17 protein-coding genes are annotated in these 21,279 nt (G+C 73.5%); 14 read left to right on the forward strand and 3 right to left on the reverse strand.

Annotation, left to right across the window (positions count from 1 at the left end):
- Nucleotides 1-21 precede the first annotated feature (21 nt).
- Nucleotides 22-1,542 carry a peptide MFS transporter gene (locus tag IEW03_RS04340; RefSeq protein WP_188522448.1) on the forward strand — a complete coding sequence of 507 codons (1,521 nt, stop codon included), beginning with the start codon at nt 22-24 and terminating at the stop codon, nt 1,540-1,542.
- Nucleotides 1,543-1,600: 58 nt separating this feature from the next.
- Here IEW03_RS04340 and IEW03_RS04345 read toward each other — a convergent pair whose 3' ends face one another.
- On the reverse strand, nt 1,601-2,179 hold the full coding sequence (locus IEW03_RS04345; RefSeq protein WP_188522449.1) for a DoxX family protein: 579 nt from the start codon (nt 2,177-2,179) through the stop codon (nt 1,601-1,603).
- A 252-nt stretch (nt 2,180-2,431) separates the two neighbouring features.
- Here IEW03_RS04345 and ilvD (IEW03_RS04350) point away from each other — a divergent pair, with 252 nt between their 5' ends.
- From ilvD (IEW03_RS04350) to IEW03_RS04390, 9 genes are all read left to right on the forward strand, one after another.
- Complete coding sequence (ilvD, locus tag IEW03_RS04350) at nt 2,432-4,294, forward strand: dihydroxy-acid dehydratase (protein WP_188522450.1); 1,863 nt, start codon at nt 2,432-2,434, stop codon at nt 4,292-4,294.
- Nucleotides 4,295-4,358: 64 nt separating this feature from the next.
- Nucleotides 4,359-6,071 (forward strand): dihydroxy-acid dehydratase, encoded by a 1,713-nt coding sequence (ilvD, locus tag IEW03_RS04355; protein ID WP_188522451.1) that lies wholly within the window; start codon nt 4,359-4,361, stop codon nt 6,069-6,071.
- Between the two features lie 138 nt (nt 6,072-6,209).
- Nucleotides 6,210-7,547 carry a 4a-hydroxytetrahydrobiopterin dehydratase gene (locus IEW03_RS04360; RefSeq protein ID WP_188522452.1) on the forward strand — a complete coding sequence of 446 codons (1,338 nt, stop codon included), beginning with the start codon at nt 6,210-6,212 and terminating at the stop codon, nt 7,545-7,547.
- A gap of 142 nt (nt 7,548-7,689) precedes the next feature.
- Nucleotides 7,690-8,730 (forward strand): ABC transporter ATP-binding protein, encoded by a 1,041-nt coding sequence (locus tag IEW03_RS04365; RefSeq protein ID WP_188522453.1) that lies wholly within the window; start codon nt 7,690-7,692, stop codon nt 8,728-8,730.
- Nucleotides 8,727-9,815: an ABC transporter permease subunit gene (locus IEW03_RS04370; RefSeq protein WP_188522454.1), complete on the forward strand. Its 1,089-nt coding sequence runs from the start codon at nt 8,727-8,729 to the stop codon at nt 9,813-9,815. The genes IEW03_RS04365 and IEW03_RS04370 overlap by 4 nt, the downstream gene beginning before the upstream one ends.
- 281 nt (nt 9,816-10,096) lie before the next feature.
- Nucleotides 10,097-11,923 carry an acetolactate synthase large subunit gene (locus tag IEW03_RS04375; protein ID WP_188522455.1) on the forward strand — a complete coding sequence of 609 codons (1,827 nt, stop codon included), beginning with the start codon at nt 10,097-10,099 and terminating at the stop codon, nt 11,921-11,923.
- A gap of 29 nt (nt 11,924-11,952) precedes the next feature.
- A complete protein-coding gene (gene ilvN, locus IEW03_RS04380; protein ID WP_188522456.1) occupies nt 11,953-12,474 on the forward strand; it encodes an acetolactate synthase small subunit in 522 nt (173 codons plus the stop codon).
- A 74-nt stretch (nt 12,475-12,548) separates the two neighbouring features.
- Complete coding sequence (ilvC, locus tag IEW03_RS04385; RefSeq protein ID WP_188522457.1) at nt 12,549-13,577, forward strand: ketol-acid reductoisomerase; 1,029 nt, start codon at nt 12,549-12,551, stop codon at nt 13,575-13,577.
- A 94-nt stretch (nt 13,578-13,671) separates the two neighbouring features.
- A complete protein-coding gene (locus tag IEW03_RS04390; protein WP_188522458.1) occupies nt 13,672-14,226 on the forward strand; it encodes an ASCH domain-containing protein in 555 nt (184 codons plus the stop codon).
- Between the two features lie 33 nt (nt 14,227-14,259).
- Here the strand turns inward: IEW03_RS04390 and IEW03_RS04395 are convergent, their stop codons facing one another.
- Complete coding sequence (locus tag IEW03_RS04395) at nt 14,260-14,976, reverse strand: SAM-dependent methyltransferase (RefSeq protein ID WP_188522459.1); 717 nt, start codon at nt 14,974-14,976, stop codon at nt 14,260-14,262.
- Between the two features lie 113 nt (nt 14,977-15,089).
- Between IEW03_RS04395 and IEW03_RS04400 the strand changes: the two genes are divergently transcribed.
- The 3 genes from IEW03_RS04400 (at nt 15,090) to IEW03_RS04410 (ending at nt 18,707) form a co-directional block, all read left to right on the forward strand.
- Complete coding sequence (locus IEW03_RS04400) at nt 15,090-16,148, forward strand: 3-isopropylmalate dehydrogenase (protein ID WP_188522460.1); 1,059 nt, start codon at nt 15,090-15,092, stop codon at nt 16,146-16,148.
- 184 nt (nt 16,149-16,332) lie between these two features.
- On the forward strand, nt 16,333-17,466 hold the full coding sequence (locus IEW03_RS04405; protein WP_188522461.1) for a branched-chain amino acid aminotransferase: 1,134 nt from the start codon (nt 16,333-16,335) through the stop codon (nt 17,464-17,466).
- 59 nt (nt 17,467-17,525) lie between these two features.
- Entirely contained in the window at nt 17,526-18,707 is a 1,182-nt protein-coding gene (locus IEW03_RS04410) for a winged helix DNA-binding domain-containing protein (RefSeq protein WP_188522462.1), read from the forward strand.
- On the opposite strand, the gene IEW03_RS04415 is transcribed toward IEW03_RS04410, so the two are convergent.
- Nucleotides 18,652-19,245, reverse strand: coding sequence for a hypothetical protein (locus tag IEW03_RS04415; protein WP_188522463.1), 594 nt, complete (start codon nt 19,243-19,245; stop codon nt 18,652-18,654). The two genes, IEW03_RS04410 and IEW03_RS04415, sit on opposite strands and share 56 nt — an antisense overlap.
- A 308-nt stretch (nt 19,246-19,553) precedes the next feature.
- On the opposite strand from IEW03_RS04415, the gene cimA reads away from it, so the two are divergent.
- Entirely contained in the window at nt 19,554-21,200 is a 1,647-nt protein-coding gene (gene cimA, locus IEW03_RS04420; protein ID WP_188522464.1) for a citramalate synthase, read from the forward strand.
- Nucleotides 21,201-21,279: the final 79 nt, after the last annotated feature.

Raw genomic sequence — 21,279 nt, forward strand, 5'->3', positions numbered from 1 at the left:
GGCGGTGTCAGAGTTTCCCGTATGACCGACCAGGCCGCGACGCCGGCGCCGCACCCCGAGCACGAGGGCGACCGGGCGTTCTTCGGGCACCCCCGCGGGCTGATGACGCTCGCCGGCACCGAGCTGTGGGAACGCTTCAGCTACTACGGGATGCGCGCCATCCTGCTGTACTACCTGACCGACACGGTCGCCAACGGCGGCCTCGGGATGGACCCGACCACGGGCGCCGCGTTCGTCTCGATCTACGGCACGTCGGTCTACCTGCTGTCGGTCGTCGGGGGCTGGCTCGCCGACAGGATGATCGGTGCGCGGCGGTCCGTGCTCTACGGCGGGATCATCATCGCCGCCGGGCACGTCTCGCTCACGATGCCCGCCTACGGGTTCTCGATGCTGGGTATCGGGCTGGTCGCGTTCGGGACGGGCCTGCTGAAGCCGAACGTGTCGTCGATGGTGGGCGAGCTGTACTCCCGCGACGACGAGCGTCGCGACCCGGCGTTCTCGATCTTCTACATGGGGATCAACCTCGGGTCGTTCTTCTCCCCGCTGGTCGTGGGCGTGGTCGAGCAGGCCTGGGGCTACCACGCCGGGTTCCTCGTCGCCGCGATCGGCATGGCGTTCGCCCTCGTGTTCTTCGTGGGCGGCTATCGGTACCTCGGCGCGGCGGGTACCGACGTGCCCAACCCCATCACCCCGGAGGACCGGCCGGCCGTGGTGCGGCTCGGCCTGTACGTCGTCGGTGCGATCGTGGCGGCGTCCCTGCTCGCCGTCGTCGTGGCCGGGGGCTGGGCCGTCGAGACGTTCATCGACGCGGTCTCCTACCTCGCGCTGGTCACGCCGATCGTGCTGCTGACCGTGATGTACCGGTCGAAGCGGGTGACCGCCGCCGAGCGGCCGCGCGTCGTCGCCTACGTGCCGCTGTTCATCGCCGCGATGCTGTTCTGGATGATCTTCGAGCAGGCGGCCACGACGCTGGCGGCGTTCGCGGCCGACCGCACGCAGCTCCAGCTGTTCGGCATCGACCTGTCGCCCGCCTTCTTCCAGTCGGTCAACCCGGCGTCGATCATCATCCTGGCGCCCGTGTTCGCCTGGATCTGGACGAAGACGGGGGACCGGCCGCCGACGGCCTACAAGTTCGTCATGGGGCTGACGCTCGCGGCGCTGTCGTTCCTCTTCCTCGCGGGCATGTCGGAGGTCTTCGCCGGCGAGCTCGCGCCGCCGTGGGTGCTGATGGGCGTCTACGTCATCCAGACGCTCGGCGAGCTGTGCCTGTCGCCGGTCGGCATCGCGGCCACGACGCTGCTGGCGCCGCGCGCCTTCCGGGGTCAGGCGATGGCGCTGTGGTTCCTGTCGTCCGCAGCGGGCCAGGCGATCACCGCCCAGACGATCGAGGCGACCGAGGGCGTCTCGGACACCCTGTACTTCGGCGGCATCGGCGTCGTGGCGCTCGTCTTCGCCGGCCTCCTGCTCCTCCTCGCGCCGTGGGTCACCCGGCACATCCGGCACGCCGACGAGCTGGAGGGCACCCGCACCGCCGGCGAGTGACCTCCCCGGGCACGGGCCCGGGGAGGCCGGCGCCGGGCGGCGTCCGGGCGGCGTCCGGTCAGCGCAGGACGGTGGAGGTGCCCGGCACCCGGGAGCCGGCCCAGGCGCGCCCGAGGCCCCACGTGTCGCCGGAGCGGGTGAGGGCGAGCACGGCGAGGACCGCCACGTACACGAGGTGCTGGTCGACGACCGGGTTGGCCGAGCCCGGGGCGAACGGCCACGACGCCACCCAGAGCGAGAGCATGAGCAGCCCGCCGGCCACGGCCGCGACCCGCAGGCCGATGCCGAGCAGCAGGGCGAGCCCGGTGCCCAGCATCCCCAGCATGAAGAGCCAGTCCACGACCGGCCCTGCCAGGGCGCCGAACAGCCCGGCCGGGGGACCGGTGAGCGAGCCGAGGAAGCCCGCCGTCGGCGAGGCGCCGGCGACCCACGCGGCCTCCGGCGGGGTCGCGTACCCGAGGCCGAAGGTCTTGTCGGCCACGGGCCACAGGAACACGCAGGCCAGGAGCAGCCGGGCGGTCGCGAGCGCGCGCCGGGCGGCGGCGCTCGTGACGACGTGGTCGGTGGCCGGGCCGGGGGCCGGGGACGGTGCGGTGCTCGGGGAGGTGGTCGTCGCTGCGGTCGGCACGGAGGTCATCGGGTGCTCCTGTCGGTCGTGAGCTGGCGTCAAGGTGGTGAGCTCGGCACGACGGCGTGCCCCGGGCATCGACATCCGAACGGAAATCTGTTGAACGTGCAACCTTTCGTCTCGAATGCCGGGATCGTGACCGCGCCGGATCGTCTCGGCCCCGGCCGCGACCGCTGGGCGGACGCCCGGTCCGTGCCCGCACGGGCCAGGCGTAGGGTGCGGCGCGAACGTTGTCGCGAAGGTCATGTCGAAGGAGCTGAGATGAGCCGCCCCCTGCGCTCTCGGACGTCCACCCACGGTCGCAACATGGCCGGTGCCCGTGCCCTCTGGCGCGCGACCGGCATGGGCTCGGGCGACTTCGGCAAGCCGATCGTCGCGATCGCGAACTCGTACACGCAGTTCGTCCCCGGCCACGTGCACCTCAAGGACATGGGCGACCTCGTGGCGTCGGCGATCCAGGAGGCCGGCGGCGTCGCCAAGGAGTTCAACACGATCGCCGTCGACGACGGCATCGCGATGGGCCACGCGGGCATGCTCTACTCGCTGCCCAGCCGCGACCTCATCGCCGACTCGGTCGAGTACATGGTCAACGCGCACTGCGCCGACGCGCTGGTGTGCATCTCCAACTGCGACAAGATCACGCCGGGCATGCTCAACGCCGCGCTGCGGCTCAACATCCCGGTGATCTTCGTGTCCGGCGGGCCGATGGAGGCCGGCAAGGCGATCGTGGCCGACGGCGTCGCGAAGACGCCGCTCAACCTCATCAACGCGATCAACTACTCGGCCGACGACAACGTGTCCGACGACGCGCTGGCGGCGGTCGAGGAGAACGCGTGCCCCACCTGCGGCTCGTGCTCCGGCATGTTCACCGCGAACTCGATGAACTGCCTCACCGAGGCGCTCGGCCTCTCGCTGCCGGGCAACGGCTCGACGCTGGCCACCCACTCCGCGCGCAAGGAGCTGTTCCTGGAGGCCGGTCGCACGATCGTCGACCTGGCGAAGCGCTACTACGACGACGAGGACGACTCGGCCGCGCCCCGCAGCATCGCCACCAAGGCGGCGTTCTCGAACGCGATGGCCCTCGACGTCGCGATGGGCGGGTCGACCAACACGGTGCTGCACATCCTCGCCGCGGCCCAGGAGGGTGAGGTTGACTTCGACCTCACGGACATCGAGGCCATCAGCCGCAACGTGCCCTGCCTGAGCAAGGTCGCGCCGAACCACCCGAACTTCCACATGGAGGACGTGCACCGCGCCGGCGGCATCCCCGCCCTGCTGGGAGAGCTGGACCGTGCCGGCCTGCTGGACCACGGCGTCACCTCCGTGCACTCGCCCACGCTCCGCGGGTGGCTCGACGACTGGGACGTCCGGGGCGGCAAGGCCACGGAGCGCGCGACCGAGCTCTTCCACGCCGCTCCCGGCGGCGTGCGCACCACGCAGGCGTTCTCGACCTCGAACGTGTGGGAGAGCCTCGACACCGACGCCGCGAACGGCTGCATCCGCGACCTCGAGCACGCGTACACGGTCGAGGGCGGCCTGGCCGTGCTGCGCGGCAACCTGGCCACCGACGGCGCCGTCTTCAAGACGGCGGGCGTCGACCCCGACGTCTTCCACTTCGTCGGCCGGGCGCTCGTGTGCGAGTCGCAGGACGAGGCCGTCGAGAAGATCCTCACCAAGCAGGTCGAGCCCGGGCACGTCGTGGTCGTGCGCTACGAGGGCCCGGCGGGCGGCCCGGGCATGCAGGAGATGCTCTACCCGACGTCGTTCATCAAGGGCCGTGGGCTCGGCAAGGTCTGCGCGCTCATCACCGACGGGCGGTTCTCCGGCGGGTCGAGCGGCATCTCGGTGGGCCACGTCTCGCCCGAGGCGGCCGCGGGCGGCACGATCGGCCTGGTCGAGGACGGCGACGAGATCGAGATCGACGTCGAGGACCGCCTGATCCGCGTCAACGTGCCCGACGAGGTGCTCGCCGAGCGGCGCGCGAAGATGGAGGCGCGCGAGAACCCGTGGCAGCCGGTGGGTCGCGACCGCTACGTGTCCCCGGCCCTCCAGGCGTACGCCGCGATGGCGACGTCGGCCGACCGTGGCGCGGTGCGCGACGTCTCGCTGATCACGCGGCGCTGACGACGGACGGGCCGCGCCCGCGTTTCGGCGGGCCCGCCGCCGCGAGGGTTCGTAGTCTCGGCTCATGAGCACCGACGCCTCCACCCCGCCCGACCTCAAGCCGCGCTCCCGCCAGGTGACCGACGGGCTGGAGGCGACGGCGGCGCGCGGGATGCTGCGCGCCGTCGGCATGGGTGACGACGACTGGGTCAAGCCGCAGGTGGGCGTCGCGAGCTCGTGGAACGAGATCACGCCGTGCAACCTGTCGCTCGACCGGCTCGCGCAGGCGGTGAAGAACGGCGTGCACGCCGGCGGCGGGTACCCGCTGGAGTTCGGCACCATCTCCGTCTCCGACGGCATCTCGATGGGCCACGAGGGGATGCACTTCTCCCTGGTGTCCCGCGACGTCATCGCCGACTCCGTCGAGACGGTGATGCAGGCCGAGCGGCTCGACGGCTCGGTGCTGCTCGCGGGCTGCGACAAGTCGCTGCCGGGCATGCTCATGGCCGCCGCGCGCCTCGACCTGGCGAGCGTGTTCCTGTACGCGGGCTCGATCATGCCGGGCTGGGTGAAGCTCTCCGACGGCACCGAGAAGGACGTCACGATCATCGACGCGTTCGAGGCGGTGGGCGCGTGCGCGCGCGGCCTCATGAGCCGCGACGACGTGGACCGGATCGAGCGGGCGATCTGCCCCGGCGAGGGCGCGTGCGGCGGGATGTACACGGCGAACACCATGGCGTCGGCCGCCGAGGCGCTGGGCATGTCACTGCCCGGGTCCGCCGCGCCGCCGTCGGCGGACCGGCGCCGCGACACGTTCGCGCAGGCGTCCGGCGAGGCCGTGGTCGAGCTGCTGCGCCGCGGCATCACCGCCCGGCAGATTCTCACCAAGGAGGCGTTCGAGAACGCCATCGCCGTGGTGATGGCGTTCGGCGGCTCCACGAACGCGGTGCTGCACCTGCTCGCCATCGCGCACGAGGCCGAGGTCGACCTCACGCTCGACGACTTCTCCCGCGTGGCCGACCGGGTGCCGCACCTGGGCGACCTCAAGCCGTTCGGCCGGTACGTCATGAACGACGTCGACCGGATCGGCGGCGTGCCCGTGGTGATGAAGGCGCTGCTGGACGCCGGGCTGCTGCACGGCGACCAGCTCACGGTCACCGGCCGCACCGTCGCGCAGAACCTCGCGGACATCGCGCCGCCCGACCCGGACGGCAAGATCCTGCGCGCCCTCGACCGGCCCATCCACCCCACCGGCGGCATCACGATCCTGCACGGCTCGCTCGCCCCGGAGGGCGCCGTGGTGAAGTCCGCCGGGTTCGACTCCGACGTCTTCGAGGGCAAGGCCCGCGTGTTCGAGCGGGAGCGGGCCGCGCTCGACGCGCTGGAGGACGGCACCATCACCGCCGGCGACGTCGTCGTCATCCGGTACGAGGGGCCGAAGGGCGGGCCGGGCATGCGCGAGATGCTCGCCATCACGGGCGCCATCAAGGGCGCCGGGCTGGGCAAGGACGTGCTGCTCATCACCGACGGGCGGTTCTCCGGCGGGACCACGGGGCTGTGCGTGGGGCACATCGCCCCCGAGGCCGTGGACGCCGGGCCGGTCGCGTTCGTGCGCGACGGCGACCGCATCCGGCTCGACGTCGCGCGCAAGACGCTCGACCTCCTGGTGGACGACGCCGAGCTCGCCGCGCGCCGGACGGCGGACTGGGCGCCCGTGCCGCACGGCTACACCCGCGGCGTGCTCGCCAAGTACACGAAGCTCGTGGGCTCCGCGTCGCGCGGCGCCGTGCTGGGCTGACCGGACCCCGCCGACCACCCGGTGGGGGGACGGTTCCCCGGCGCCGTGGTTTCCCCGGCGCCGCGCGCTGAGGTCTCGCGAGCGTCGGTGGCCCGCGGGATGGTGGAGGGGCACGCACATCACCGACGTGGAGGGGCCATGGGCGAGGCGACCAGCGAGCGCGACACCGACGCGATCACCGCACGGCAGTTCGAGGAGGCGCCGGGCACCGGCGACTGGCGTGCGCTCGCGCGGGGAGCGGCCGCGCTGTTCCGTACCCGCTCGCTGGGCGAGGGCGCGGTCCTCGTCGAGCGGGTCCGGGTGCTGGCCGACGGGGCGAACCACCACCCCGACGTCGACCTGCGCCCGGACGGTGTCGTCGTGCGCGTCGTCTCGCACGACGTGGGCGGGCTCAGCGAGCGCGACGTCGCCCTGGCGCGTGACCTTTCCGCCACCGCGGCCGAGCTCGGTCTGACGCCCGACCCGGCCGCCGTGCAGGACGTCGAGCTCACCGTCGACGCGACGGACCGCGAGCAGGTCATGCCGTTCTGGGGCGCGGTGCTCGGACACCGCAGGGACGACGAGAACCTCCTCGACCCGCACGGCAGGTGGCCCGGCGTCCGGTTCCAGCAGATGGACTCCCCGCGTCCGCTGCGCAACCGGCTGCACCTCGACGTCTTCGTCCCGCACGACCAGCGGGCCGCCCGCGTCGATGCGGCGCTCGCGGCCGGCGGCCGGGTCACGACCGAGGAGTTCGTGCCACGGTGGTGGACCCTCGCCGACGCCGAGGACAACGAGGTGGACGTCGAGGCGTGGGAGGGCTTCGACGAGGACCTGCCCGACCACCTGGTCGCCCCCGACACGTTCCGGGCGGCCGACGGGGTCGACGACTGGCGGGTGCTGCAGGGGGCGAGCGCGTACTACGCCACCGGAGGCTTCGACGAGGGGGTCGAGCTCGTCGCGCGCGCCGCCCGCATCGCGGAGGAGGTCGGCGCCCCGCTGTTCGCCGACCTGCGGTACGCCGGCGTCACGCTGCGGGTGGGGCCGCCGGAGGACGGCTGGATCGACGCCGACCGGCTGGTCGTGGCCCAGCGCGCCCAGGCCGCGGCCCGCGAGCTCGGCCTGCGGGCCGACCCCTCCGTGCTGCGCGACGTGCAGCTCACGTTCGACGCCCTCGACATCCCCGCGGTGCAGAGGTTCTGGGCGGCGGCGCTCGGGTATGCCACCCGCGAGGGCACGGACCTGTACGACCCGCTGCTGCGCGGCCCGTCCGTCTTCATCCAGCAGATGGACTCCCCGCGCGAGCAGCGCAACCGCATCCACGTCGACGTGTTCGTCCCGGCCGACGTCGCGGACGCGCGGGTCGCGGCGGCGGTGGCGGCGGGCGGCCGGGTGGTGCGCGACGAGGCGCCGTACCGGCGCACCGTCGCCGACCCGGAGGGCAACGAGGTGGACATCACCGTGAGGCCCGGCCGCTCGGAGGCGCAGGGCGACTGAGCCGTCCGGCCGGGTGCCCGCGGAGGGCCCGCCATTGCCGCTCCGACCTGCGGCGTCGTACCGCTATGCTCCGGTGCGTGCCCGGCGTGCGCCGGGCGTAGCGACCAGGGCCGGGCGTCGCCGTGGCCACGAGGAGGTGGCGGTGACCGCACCAGTCGGCGGTGACCTCGCGATCGAGACGCGGGGTCTGCGCAAGACCTACCGGAGCGTGCGGGGGCGCGCTGTCGGGGTGGAGGGGCTCGACCTGCAGGTGCCGGTCGGGGGAGTGCACGGCTTCCTCGGGCCGAACGGGTCGGGCAAGACGACGACCATCCGGATGCTGCTCGGCCTGGTGCGACCGGACCGGGGGACCGCGACGATCTTCGGCCACCCGGTGCCCCGGAGGCTGCCCGAGGTCGTGGGGCGGGTGGGCGCCATCGTCGAGAGCCCGAAGTTCTTCCCGGCGTTCAGCGCCCGCCGCAACCTGAGCCTGCTCGCGGACGCGATCGGCACGCCCCGCTCCCGCGTCGACGTGGTGCTCGACGAGGTCGGGCTCACCGGCCGGGCGCGCGACCGGTACCGCACCTACTCGCTGGGCATGAAGCAGCGGCTGGCGATCGCGGCCACGCTGCTCAAGGACCCGGACCTGCTGATCTTCGACGAGCCGACGAACGGGCTCGACCCGGCCGGCATCCGGGAGATCCGCCGGACCATGCGCTCCCTCGGGGACCAGGGCAAGACCGTGCTGGTCTCGAGCCACGTCCTCGCGGAGGTGGAGCAGATCGCGGACACGGTGTCGATCGTCGCCCGCGGCCGGCTCGTCGCCTCGGGCCGGGTCGCCGACCTGCTGGGCTCGGGCGCCGGGTCGCGCGCGGTGCGCGTCCGGGTCGCGCCCGACGACGTGACGATCGCGACGAGCGTGCTCGAGACGGGCGGGCTGCTGGTCCGTCGCGAGCACGGCGCGCTGCTGGTCGAGGGGCTCGACGACGCCGGGGCGGTGAACCGGGCGCTCGGCGAGCGCGGGGTCTGGGCCCACGAGCTCACGCCGCTGCAGCCGGACCTGGAGTCGGTCTTCCTCGGGCTGACGCAGCACGAGACGCCGGGCGCCCCGACCCGCGGCCGCCGCCGGCGCCGCGGCGGGCCGCCCGACCCGCCGGCGGCACGGGAGCAGCCGTCGGACTTGGCGACGGAGGTAGGGGCATGATGCGGTTGCTGCGGGTCGAGCTGCGCCGGCTGTGGGCGCGCCGCGTCACCCGGTGGGCGTGCGTCGGCATCCTCGTGCTGGCCGCGCTGAGCACGGTCGTCGCGTACGGGACGGCGCGGCCGCCGAGCCCGCAGGAGGTCGCCGCGGCCGAGGGCGCCTACGCGGCCGAGCTGGAGGTGTGGGAGGCCGAGGGCGCCGAGCAGGTCGCCGACTGCGAGGCCTCCGCGGAGGCGGAGGGCGCGACTCCCCAGGAGTGGGGCTGCACCGACATGGAGCCGCGGCTGGACTGGTACCTGCCGCCGTCGCAGACGTTCGTCGCCGACGCGGGGCAGGACCCGGCGGTGTTCGGCAGCGAGAGCGTCAACACCGACGACCCGGCCACCGCGGCCGCCGTGCAGGAGGTCCGGGGTTCGGTGTGGAACGGCTGGGCCGGGCTCTCGTCCCTCGACGACCTCGCGATGCTGCTGCTCATGGGCGCCCTGGTGGTCGGGGTCAGCTTCGTCACCGCCGAGGTCAACAGCGGCTCGCTGGGTATGTGGCTCACGTTCGAGCCGCGCCGCCAGCGCGTGTACTGGTCGAAGGCGACGGCCGCCGCGATCGGGACGGCGCCGCTGGTCGTGGCGGGCTTCGCGCTGCTGGTCGCGTCGTCGTACGCGGCGTTCGCGTCCTTCGGGACGCTGGGCGACGTGACGGGCGCGGTCTGGGCCGAGGTCGCGGCGTTCACGGGCCGGCTCGTGCTGGCCGGCGCCGCGCTGGCCGCGATCGGGGTCGCGCTGGGCGTGCTGTTCAAGCACGCGGCGGCCGCCGTCGGCGTCGTCGCCGTGGTCGCGTGGGCGAGCCTCGCGTTCGGCTACGCGTTCGGGGAGCTGCAGCGCTGGCTGCCGACGACGGCCCTGACCGCGTGGCTGCAGGGCGGGTCGGTGTTCACGGTCGAGAACTGCACGCCCGCGGCGGACGGCGTCTTCGAGTGCGTCCCGGTCGACCACGTCGTCACGACCGCCCAGGGCGGGCTCCTCCTGCTCGCCGCGACCGTCGTCCTGACCGGGGCCGCGATGCTCGTGTTCCGGTGGCGCGACGTGAGCTGACCGTCCTCGGCCAGCGTGCCCAGCCCGTCGTCCCGAGCCCGGCGTCCCGGCGATGCGTCCCGCATCGTGGGATGTCGGGCTCACGACGTGACATCCCCGTGTGGCGGGCGTAACGTTCGATCCGTGCAGACGATTCTCGTAGTACTTCTTCTCGGGCGCGCCGGCTGAGGCCTCGCACCGCTTCGTCAGCGCGCTCACCCCTCGTCCGTCCCGCATAGCCGGGACCGGGGGGTTTTTCATTGCAGCGACACCCCACCCCCCCCGGCAGGCAGGAGAGACCGATGGTCCAGCCGAACCCGACCCCCGCCCAGGTGGCCGCGCGCACCGCGCCCCGTGCCACCGACCGCAACGTCGCAGGCGAGGAGGTGACCGGCGCCGAGTCGATCGTCCGCTCGCTCGAGTCGGTCGGCGTCGAGGACGTCTTCGGCATCCCGGGCGGGGCGATCCTTCCGCTCTACGACCCGCTCATGGACTCCCAGCAGATCCGCCACATCCTGGTGCGCCACGAGCAGGGCGGCGGGCACGCGGCCGAGGGATACGCCCACGCGACGGGCAAGGTGGGCGTCACGATGGCGACCTCCGGCCCCGGGGCGACCAACCTGGTCACGCCGCTCGCCGACGCGCACATGGACTCGGTGCCGATGGTCGCGATCACCGGCCAGGTGGCGGAGTCGCTCATCGGCACGGACGGCTTCCAGGAGGCCGACATCGTCGGCATCACGATGCCGATCACCAAGCACTCCTACCTGGTCACCGACCCGGCGGAGATCCCGCGCACCATCGCCGAGGCGTTCCACATCGCCTCGACGGGCCGCCCGGGCCCCGTGCTGGTCGACATCGCGAAGTCCGCGATGGCCGCGTCCACCACCTTCAGCTGGCCGCAGGACCTCGCGCTGCCCGGCTACCACCCGGTGACCAAGCCGCACGCCAAGCAGATCCGGGAGGCCGCGAAGCTGCTGGCCTCCGCCCGGCGCCCCGTGCTGTACGTGGGTGGCGGCGTCGTGCGCGGCGGCGCGTCCGAGGCCCTGTGCCGCCTCGTCGACGTCTCCGGGGCGGCGGTCGTCACGACGCTCACGGCGCGCGGCTCGGTGCCCGACAGCCACCCGCAGCACCTCGGCATGCCGGGCATGCACGGCACCGTGCCGGCGGTCGCCGCGCTGCAGAAGGCCGACCTCGTCGTCGCCCTCGGCGCGCGCTTCGACGACCGCGTCACCGGCCGGCTGTCCAGCTTCGCGCCGCACGCCGCGATCGTGCACGCCGACATCGACCCGGCCGAGATCGGCAAGAACCGCGCCGTCGACGTGCCGATCGTCGGCGACCTGCGCGAGGTCATCGCCGACCTGGTCCCCGCCCTGGAGGCCGAGCACGCCAAGGTGGGGCGTCCCGACGTCGCGGCGTGGTGGCACCAGATCGACACCTGGCGCGAGACCTACCCGCTCGGGTACTCGGCCACCGCCGACGGTCACCTGGCGCCGCAGCACGTCATCTCCCGGCTCGGCGAGCTGGTCGGCCCCGAGGCGGTCTACGCCGCCGGCGTGGGCCAGCACCAGATGTGGGCCGCGCAGTTCATCCGCTACGAGCGGCCCCGGTCGTGGCTCAACTCCGCCGGGCTGGGCACGATGGGCTTCGCCGTCCCGGCGGCCATGGGCGCCAAGGTCGGCCAGCCGGACCGTGACGTGTGGGCGATCGACGGCGACGGCTGCTTCCAGATGACCAACCAGGAGCTCGCGACCTGCGCGATCAACGACATCCCCATCAAGGTGGCGCTGATCAACAACAGCTCGCTCGGCATGGTGCGGCAGTGGCAGACGCTCTTCTACGACGAGCGGTACTCCAACACCGACCTGCACACCGGCCACGGCACCCGCCGCATCCCGGACTTCGTCAAGCTCGCCGACGCCTACGGCTGCGAGGGCATCCGGGTGGAGCACGAGCGGGACGTCGACGCGGCGATCAAGCGCGCGCAGGAGATCGACGACCGCCCGGTCGTCGTGGACTTCACGGTCTCGCGCGACGCCATGGTGTGGCCGATGGTCGCCGCCGGCGTGCCCAACGACGACATCCAGTACGCGCGGGGCATCTCGCCGGCCTGGGACCGCGAAGACTGACCGGCCGACGAGCAGAGACGGAGCCACCCATGTCGCGTCACACCCTGTCCGTGCTGGTCGAGAACAAGCCCGGCGTCCTCACCCGCGTCTCCGCGCTGTTCGCGCGGCGCGCGTTCAACATCCATTCGCTCGCCGTCGGTCCCACGGAGCACGAGGAGATCTCGCGCATCACCGTGGTGGTCGACGTCGAGGACCGCCCGCTCGAGCACGTGACGAAGCAGCTCAACAAGCTGGTCAACGTCATCAAGATCGTCGAGCTCGACCCCGAGACGTCCGTGCAGCGCGAGCTGCTGCTCGTCAAGGTGCGGGCCGACGCGACCACCCGGGCCGGCGTGCTCGAGGTCGTCGAGCTCTTCCGCGCGCACGTCGTGGACGTCGTGCCGGACACGGTCGTCATCGAGGCGACGGGCACCGCGGCCAAGCTGTCGGCCCTCCTCGGTGCCCTCGAGCCCTTCGGCGTCCGTGAGATCGTCAAGTCCGGAACGCTCGCCGTCGGGCGCGGCACCCGCTCGATCACCGACCGTGCGCTCGAGCGTGTCCGCAGCGCCTGAGGCCCGCACCCACCGAGACCCGTCACACCATCCGACCCCGCACCCGCAACACCCCGAGATCAAGGAGCATCACCGTGGCTGAGCTGTTCTACGACGACGACGCCGACCTGTCCAACATCGCCCAGCGCAAGGTCGCCGTCATCGGCTACGGCAGCCAGGGGCACGCGCACGCGCTGAACCTGCGCGACTCGGGCGTCGACGTCCGCGTCGGCCTGCGCGCCGGCTCGTCGTCCCAGGCGAAGGCCGAGGACGAGGGCCTGCGCGTCCTGCCCGTCGCCGACGCGGTCAAGGAGGCCGACGTCGTCGTCATCCTCGCGCCGGACCAGGTGCAGCGGCACGTGTACCGCGACGAGATCGCCCCGAACCTCAACGAGGGCGCGGCGCTCGTCTTCGGGCACGGCTTCAACATCCGCTTCGGCTACATCAAGCCGGAGGCCGGCCACGACGTCCTCATGGTCGCGCCCAAGGGCCCGGGCCACCTCGTGCGCCGCGAGTACGTCGACGGGCGCGGCGTGCCGGTCATCGTCGCGGTCGAGCAGGACGCGTCGGGCTCCGCCTGGGACCTCGCCCTCGCCTACGCCAAGGGCATCGGCGGCCTGCGTGCCGGCGGCATCAAGACCACCTTCACCGAGGAGACCGAGACCGACCTCTTCGGCGAGCAGGCCGTGCTGTGCGGCGGTGCCTCGCAGCTGGTCCAGTACGGCTTCGAGACCCTGACCGAGGCCGGCTACCAGCCCGAGGTCGCCTACTTCGAGGTGCTGCACGAGCTGAAGCTCATCGTCGACCTGATGGTCGAGGGCGGGCTCGCCAAGCAGCGCTGGTCCATCTCCGACACGGCCGAGTACGGCGACTACGTCTCCGGCCCGCGCGTCATCGACCCGCACGTGAAGGAGAACATGAAGGCGGTGCTCGCCGACATCCAGAACGGCGCCTTCGCCGAGCGCTTCATCGCCGACCAGGACGCCGGCGCGCCCGAGTTCACCGCCCTGCGCGAGAAGGGCGAGGCGCACCCGATCGAGACCACCGGGCGCGAGCTGCGCAAGATGTTCTCGTGGATCAAGCCCGCTGACTCCGACTACACGGAGGGCAGCGCCGCTCGCTGACCCATCACCGTCAGCAGCGACGCGCGCGGCCGCCGCCCGGGAGACCCCCGGCCGGCGGCCGCACGTGCGTCCGCCACCTGGCAGGATGGCGAGCATGAGCGACGACGCGACCCCGGGCGCCCCCGGGGGACAGGCCCCGCACCTCGACGACACCGGGCAGGCGGACCGCATCACGCAGTTCTGGGACTCGGCGCGCCCGAGCGCGGGGCGGACCAGCCACGGCGGGGCGGTCGGCGAGCGGTCCGAGAACGTCGTGCCGCCGCCCGCGTGGGCGTTCGGCGACTCGCCCGGGCTCGCGGACGAGCTGCTCGGCCTGGTGCTCGACGGCGTGAAGACGGCGACCGCCGGCGCGCTGTGGGAGTACGAGGCGGCCGGCGAGCCCGTGCCGTCCAAGGGTGACCTGTCGATCGTGCTCGACGGGGCGGGGGAGCCGCGGCTGCTCATCCGCACCACGCGGGCGGAGACCGTGCCCTTCGAGGAGGTCACCGCCGAGCACGCGTACCTCGAGGGCGAGGGCGACCGCTCGCTCGAGTCCTGGCGGCAGGACCACGAGCGCTACTGGCGCCGCACCCTCGCGAGCCTCGGCCGCGAGTTCGACCCGTCCATGCCGGTGGTGTGCGAGCGGTTCAAGATCCTGTTCCGCGCCTGAGCCGCACGCGGCCGGTCCGTACGCGGGCGACCCTCACGCGGGGGTGAGGACGAGCCACGCGAAGCCGACCACCCCGCGGTAGACGCCCAGGTACTCCTCGCGACGCCGGTCGGCGAGCTCGCGCGCGCCCGGCGTGGCCACCCGCTCGATGCCGGCGCGCCAGTCCGACTCGAAGTCGTCCCACTCGCCGGTCGTCGACGTGGCGGCGTGCAGGACGCGGAACCCGGCGGCGGTGGCCGCCCGGGCCGTGCCGGCGAGGTCGGGCATGTCGCCGAAGATCTCGCGGCACGCCGCGTCGGGCTCGCGCTCGTAGATCCCGTCGCCGAACAGGAGCGTCCCGCCCGGGCGGGTGACGCGGTGCAGCGCGGCGAGCGCGGCGTCGGCGCCGTCCCAGATGTGGGCGGCCCCGACGTTCAGCACCAGGTCCGCGGGGCGGTCCCAGGTCGTGGCGTCCGCGGCGTGGAACGAGACGCGGTCGGCCACGCCGAGGTCCGCGGCACGGAGCCTCGCGCGGTCGAGGTCCTTCTCCTGCTGGTCGACGCCGTCGCCCGCGAGGCCGTGGCGGTCGCAGACGCGCAGCAGCAGCTCGCCGCTGCCGCACCCCAGGTCGAGCGCGCGGGCGTCGGCGGCCGACGGCGCGAGCCGGTCGAGAAGGTCCGCGGCCCGGGGTTCGCCGAGGGGCGCGTTGAAGGTGAGCGCGGAGGCCGCGGCGTCGAAGGAGGTGCGGAGGTCGTCGTCGTCCTGAGGCATCCCGCGATGCTGCCCCGGGCGTGACCCCGGTGCCAGCCCTTTTCGTCGCCCGCCGTGTCCGCACCGTGAGACCGGAGTCTCATGTTCGGACGGTCGGACCTAGGCTCGGCCCCATGACGCGGAGCATCGACCTGGCAGTGGTGGCTGGCGACGGCATCGGCACCGAGGTGGTCGAGCAGGGGCTCGCCGTGCTCGAGGCCGCGGTGGCCGGCTCGGACGTCAAGGTGACCACCACCGAGTTCGACCTCGGCGCCCGCCGCTGGCACGCGACCGGCGAGACGCTCACCGACGCCGACCTCGAGTCAGTCCGCCGTCACGACGCGATCCTGCTCGGCGCCATCGGCGACCCGAGCGTGCCCTCCGGCGTGCTGGAGCGGGGCCTGCTGCTCAAGCTGCGCTTCTCGCTGGACCACTACGTCAACCTGCGCCCCGCCAAGCTGTACGACGGCGTGACCAGCCCGCTCGCCGCCCCCGGCGACGTCGACTTCGTCGTCGTGCGCGAGGGCACGGAGGGCCCGTACGTGGGCAACGGCGGCGCGCTGCGCATCGGCACCCCGCACGAGATCGCGACGGAGGTGTCGGTCAACACCGCGTTCGGCGTCGAGCGGGTCGTGCGCGACGCCTTCGCCCGCGCCCAGGCGCGCCCGCGCAAGCACCTCACGCTGGTGCACAAGCACAACGTGCTCGTGCACGCCGGCCACCTGTGGCGCCGCACGGTCGAGGCCGTGAACGCGGAGTTCCCCGACGTCACCACCGACTACCTGCACGTCGACGCCGCCACCATCTTCCTGACGACGAACCCGTCGCGCTTCGACGTCATCGTCACGGACAACCTCTTCGGTGACATCCTCACCGACCAGGCCGCCGCCATCACCGGCGGCATCGGCCTCGCGGCCTCCGCGAACATCAACCCGGACCGCACCGCCCCGTCGATGTTCGAGCCGGTGCACGGCTCCGCGCCGGACATCGCGGGCCAGGGCAAGGCCGACCCGACCGCCACCGTGCTGTCGGTCTCGCTCCTGCTGGAGCACCTCGGCCTCACCGACGAGAGCAAGCGCGTCGAGGCGGCCGTCGCGGCCGACCTCGCGGAGCGTTCGAGCCTGCCGCCCGGCGGCCGAGTACGCACGACGGCCGAGGTCGGACGCGAGCTCGCCGCCCGCGTCGCCGGCTGACGTCACCGTCGCCACCGCCCCGCGCGGTGGCCGGCGGCGCGCCGCGTCCCGCCCCGGTCGTCCTCCCACGCACCCTGAGTCCCCATCGATCCCAGGGTGACCGCTGCGGTCGGACCGGTGCGCTGCCCACGGGGCGGCCAGTCGTGGAAAACTACAGGGGTCTCCCGGTGAAAGGCCTCCGATCATGACCACGACCCCGTCGTCCAGCATCCTCCCGTCCGAGCTCGAGGACCTCGTCGTCCTGTTCGACGTCCGCGGCACGGACACCCCCACGCCCGACGCCGAGCGCGAGGCCGCGCTGCAGGCACCGAAGTTCGGCACGGTGTTCTCCGACCACATGGCGCGCATCAGCTGGCGCCAGGAGGACGGCTGGCTCGACCGGCGCATCGAGAAGTACGCGCCGCTGCAGCTCGACCCCGCGACCGCCGTCCTGCACTACGCGCAGGAGATCTTCGAGGGGATGAAGGCCTACCGCCACGAGGACGGTTCGGTCTGGACGTTCCGCCCCGACGCGAACGCGGCCCGGTTCGCGCGCTCCGCGCACCGGCTGGCGCTGCCCGCCCTGAGCGTCGAGGACTTCATCGGCTCCATCGCCGCGCTGGTGCGCACCGACATCGACTGGGTGCCCTCCGGCGAGGACTTCAGCCTGTACCTGCGCCCGTTCACGTTCGCGTCCGAGCCGTTCCTCGGGGTGCGTCCCACGGCCGAGGCGGAGTACCTCGTCATCGCCTCGCCCGTCGGCCCCTACTTCGCCGGCGGCGTCAAGCCGGTGTCGATCTGGATCGACGAGCACTACCACCGCTCCGGCCCCGGAGGCACGGGCGACGCCAAGTACGGCGGCAACTACGCAGCCAGCCTGCTCCCGCAGCAGCTCGCGGCGGAGAAGGGTTTCGACCAGGTCTGCTACCTCGACGCGACGACCAGCTCGTACCTCGAGGAGCTCGGCGGCATGAACGTCTTCGTCGTCATGGCGGACGGGTCGGTGCACACGCCGGAGCTCACGGGCTCGTTCCTCGAGGGGGTCACGCGCTCCTCGATCCTGCAGCTCGCCCGGGACCGCGGGCACGAGGCCGTGGAGCGGCGCATCCCGCTCGCCGAGGTGGTCGCCGGGCTGACCGACGGCAGCGTCCGGGAGATCTTCGCGTGCGGCACCGCGGCGGTCATCACGCCGGTCGGCCGGCTCGCCGGCGACTCGTTCGACCACGAGGTCACGGGCGGCGAGCCCGGCGAGCTCACCATGGCGATCCGGGCAGAGCTCACCGACATCCAGTACGGTCGGGCCGCAGACCGGCACGGGTGGATGCGCCGGCTCGCCTGACCTGCGCAGCCGCAGGTCCGGGCGGCACTGAGCACAGGCTGAGCGGAGGAACCGACCGGATGCCCACACCGATCACCGCCGACGAGCTCGCCCGCACGACGCTGTCGCGGCAGTGCCTGCTGCGCAGGTCCGACGCCGACGTCGCGACCGTCGTCGGGCGGGTGGGCGGTCTGCAGGCCCAGCACGCCGACATGCCGTACGTCGCGCTGTGGTCGCGGCGGGCCGGGCAGACGATCGCCTCCCTGGAGGACGCGATCACCGACCGGTCCGTGGTCAAGGCGACGGTGATGCGTTCGACGCTGCACCTCGTGCCCGCCGACGCGTGGCCCCTGCTGGACGCGGTGTCGGCCGAGCAGCGGCTCGCGGCCTGGCGGGCCAGCGCGCGCCGGGCGGGCGTCGACCTCGTCGGCCTCAACGCCGAGGTGCGCGCCTTCTGCGCGCAGCCGCGCACGCTCGACGAGGTGGAGGCGTTCGCGGCCGCGCAGTACCCCGGCGTCGACGCCGTCGCCGCGATCCCCGGCGGGGTGAGCCGCGCGTGGTGGCGGCTCGCGGGCGCCGGCGGCGGGCTGGTGCACGTCCCGCCGAGCGGCCTGTGGGGGTCGCACGTCGCCCCGCAGTACCTCGACGGCGCCGTGTGGCTCGCCGACCGGCTGCCGCTGCCGCTGCCCGTCCTCGCCCCCGACGAGGCCCGGTCCCGCGCGGTCGCGCGCTACCTCGCCGCGTTCGGGCCGGCGTCGGTCGCCGACATCGCGCGCGGGCTGGGCGTGCGCGGCGCCATGGCCATGAAGACCGCCCTGGCGGGGCTGGAGCTGCGGACCTACGAGGCCCCCGACGGCCGCACCCTCGTCGACCTGGCCGACGCCGAGGTCGTGCCCGGTGACGTGCCGGCGCCCGTGCGGTTCCTCGCGCGCTGGGACCAGCTGCTGGTCGCGTTCGACGTCCGCGACCGGCTGGTGGCGCCCGAGCACGTCGCCGGGGTCTACCGGCGCAACGGCGACGTCCTGCCGACGTTCCTCGTCGACGGCCGGGTCGCGGGCACGTGGGCCGTCGACAGGGACACGCAGCGCGCCACAGCCCGGCTCTCGCACTTCGAGGACGAGCTCGCGCCGCGGGACCGCGAGGCGGTCGAGCACGAGGCCGAGGCCCTCCTCGACCTCGTCGCCGCGGACGTCGAGGAGCACGTGGTCATCTGGTCGCAGGACGTCCCGGACGTACGAGGGTCCGGCCCAGGACGGCGCTGAGCATCGACGACGCGGCGACCCCCAGGAGGACCCACACCAGGGCGGTCACGAGCGCGGGCACCGGCTCGGGGTCGCCGGTGAACGGGGCGACCGCGAGGATCACCGTCACGACGCCCACGAGCCAGCCGAAGAACATCTGCGGCCGCGGGGCGACCACGACCAGCAGCTGGAGCACCGCGGCCGCGAACAGGGCGAACAGGGCGCCGGCCAGAGTCCAGGCCGCGGCGGAACCGCCGAAGGGTCCGAGCAGGCCGAGGTCGAACGCCTGGTCGAAGATCACCGAGGCGGCCAGCCCGACGAGGCCGCACACGACCACGGTCGTCGTGGCGCCGACCCAGTAGCGCCGCAGGTCCAGGCTCAGCCGGCCGCCCGACGCCGGGGCCGGCGCGTCCCACGCCCCGGCGGGCTCGCTGGTGGGGACGGTGCCCGGCTGCTGCGCGGGGTCGGCGGGTGGGTCGGCGGGTGGGACGGAGGGTGGGACGGAGGCGGGATCGGCGGTGGGCTCGTGCCGACCGTCGCCGTGCCGGGGATCACTCATCGGGCGGGCTCCTCACGTCGGACCTGCCACATGCGACCACATCTGGCCGGGTCCCGCACGGGCCGCGGGCGTCGTCGCCCGCGGGGGCCCCGGCGCGCGGTGGACGGCGGGTGACTCCGCCGCCTCCCTGTGGCACCATGTGGCCCATGACACGCTTCGCGCACCTGCGTCGCCCGCTCATCATTGCGTAGCGCGTCCGGCACACACCGCCGGACGCGCAGACCTTCCGTACCCCGGGGGGTCTTTTTTCATGACCGCAGTTCCAGACGTGGCGCGCCGCCCGGGGTGCCACGGAGGGGAGACCCCGCATGGCCACCGTCCCGTTCCACGTGTACGACACCACCCTGCGCGACGGCGCGCAGCAGGAGGGGATGAACCTCTCGGTCGCCGACAAGCTGGCGATCGCCCCGCTGCTCGACGAGCTGGGCGTCGGCTTCATCGAGGGCGGCTGGCCGGGCGCGGTCCCCAAGGACACCGAGTTCTTCCGCCGGGCGGCCAAGGAGCTGGAGCTGCGGCACGCCGTCCTGGCGGCCTTCGGCGCGACCCGCAAGGCCGGGGCGCGCGCGTGGGACGACCCGCAGGTGCGTGCCCTCGTCGACGCGGAGGCGCCCGTCGTCACGGTGGTGGCCAAGTCGGACGTGCGGCACGTGGAGCGGGCGCTGCGCACGACGTCCGCGGAGGGCGTCGAGATGATCGCCGACACGGTGCGGTTCCTCGTCGGCGAGGGGCGCCGCGTCGTGGTGGACGCCGAGCACTTCTTCGACGGCTTCGTGTTCGACCCCGCCTTCACCCGGGCCGCCGTGGCGGCGGCCTTCGACGCCGGCGCCGAGGTCGTCGCCCTGTGCGACACGAACGGCGGCATGCTGCCGGACCGCGTGACGGACGTGGTGGGCGAGCTGCGCGAGGCGCTCGGCGTGCCGCACGGTCGCGACGCATCGGCGGGCGACCCGCTGCTGGGCATGCACGCCCACAACGACTCCGGCTGCGCGGTGGCGAACACGCTCGCCGCGGTGGCCGCGGGCTGCGCGCACGTGCAGGGCACGGTGAACGGCTACGGCGAGCGCACCGGCAACGTCGACCTGGTGACCGTCGTCGCCAACCTGGAGCTCAAGCACGGGCTGCGCACGCTCGCGGGCGACGGCCTCGCCGAGTCGACCCGCATCGCGCACGCGGTCGCGGAGATCACCAACATCTCCCCGTACGCGCGCCAGCCGTACGTGGGGGCCAGCGCGTTCGCGCACAAGGCCGGCCTGCACGCCAGCGCCATCAAGGTCGACCCCGACCTCTACCAGCACGTGGACCCCACCGCCGTCGGCAACGACATGCGAATGCTCGTGTCGGACATGGCGGGGCGGGCCTCCATCGAGCTCAAGGGGCGCGAGCTGGGCTTCGACCTGTCCGGGCAGGGCGAGCTGCTCTCGCGGGTGACCGCGCGGGTCAAGGACGCGGAGGCCCAGGGGTACACGTACGACGCGGCGGACGCGTCCTTCGAGCTCGTGCTGCGCGAAGAGCTGGCCGGCGCCCGCCCCGGGTTCTTCCGGGTCGAGAGCTGGCGCACGATCGTCGAGACGGTCGCCGGGGGCGGGGCGGACGCGGACCGGCACGACGCGGACGCGGTCGCCGAGGCCACGGTGAAGCTGCACGCGGGCGGCGAGCGCCTCGTCGCGACGGGGGAGGGGAACGGGCCGGTCAACGCGCTCGACCACGCCCTGCGGAACGCGCTCACGCGGGTCTACCCGCAGATCGAGAAGTTCGAGCTCATCGACTTCAAGGTGCGCATCCTCGACGCCGAGCACGGCACCGACGCCACCACCCGCGTCCTCGTCGAGACGTCCGACGGCCAGCGCTCCTGGTCGACCGTGGGCGTCGGGCCGAACATCATCGAGGCCGCCTGGGAGGCGATGATCGACGCGTACGTCTTCGGCCTGCTGCACGCGGGGGTCGAGCCGAGCTGACCGGCCCTGCTGACCGGCCCTGCTGACCGGCCCTGCTGACCGGCCCTGCTGACCGGCCCGCCGAGCGCCGACGCGCGGG

Origin of the sequence: Isoptericola cucumis, from assembly GCF_014635665.1 — a bacterium.
GTDB lineage: Bacteria > Actinomycetota > Actinomycetes > Actinomycetales > Cellulomonadaceae > Isoptericola > Isoptericola cucumis.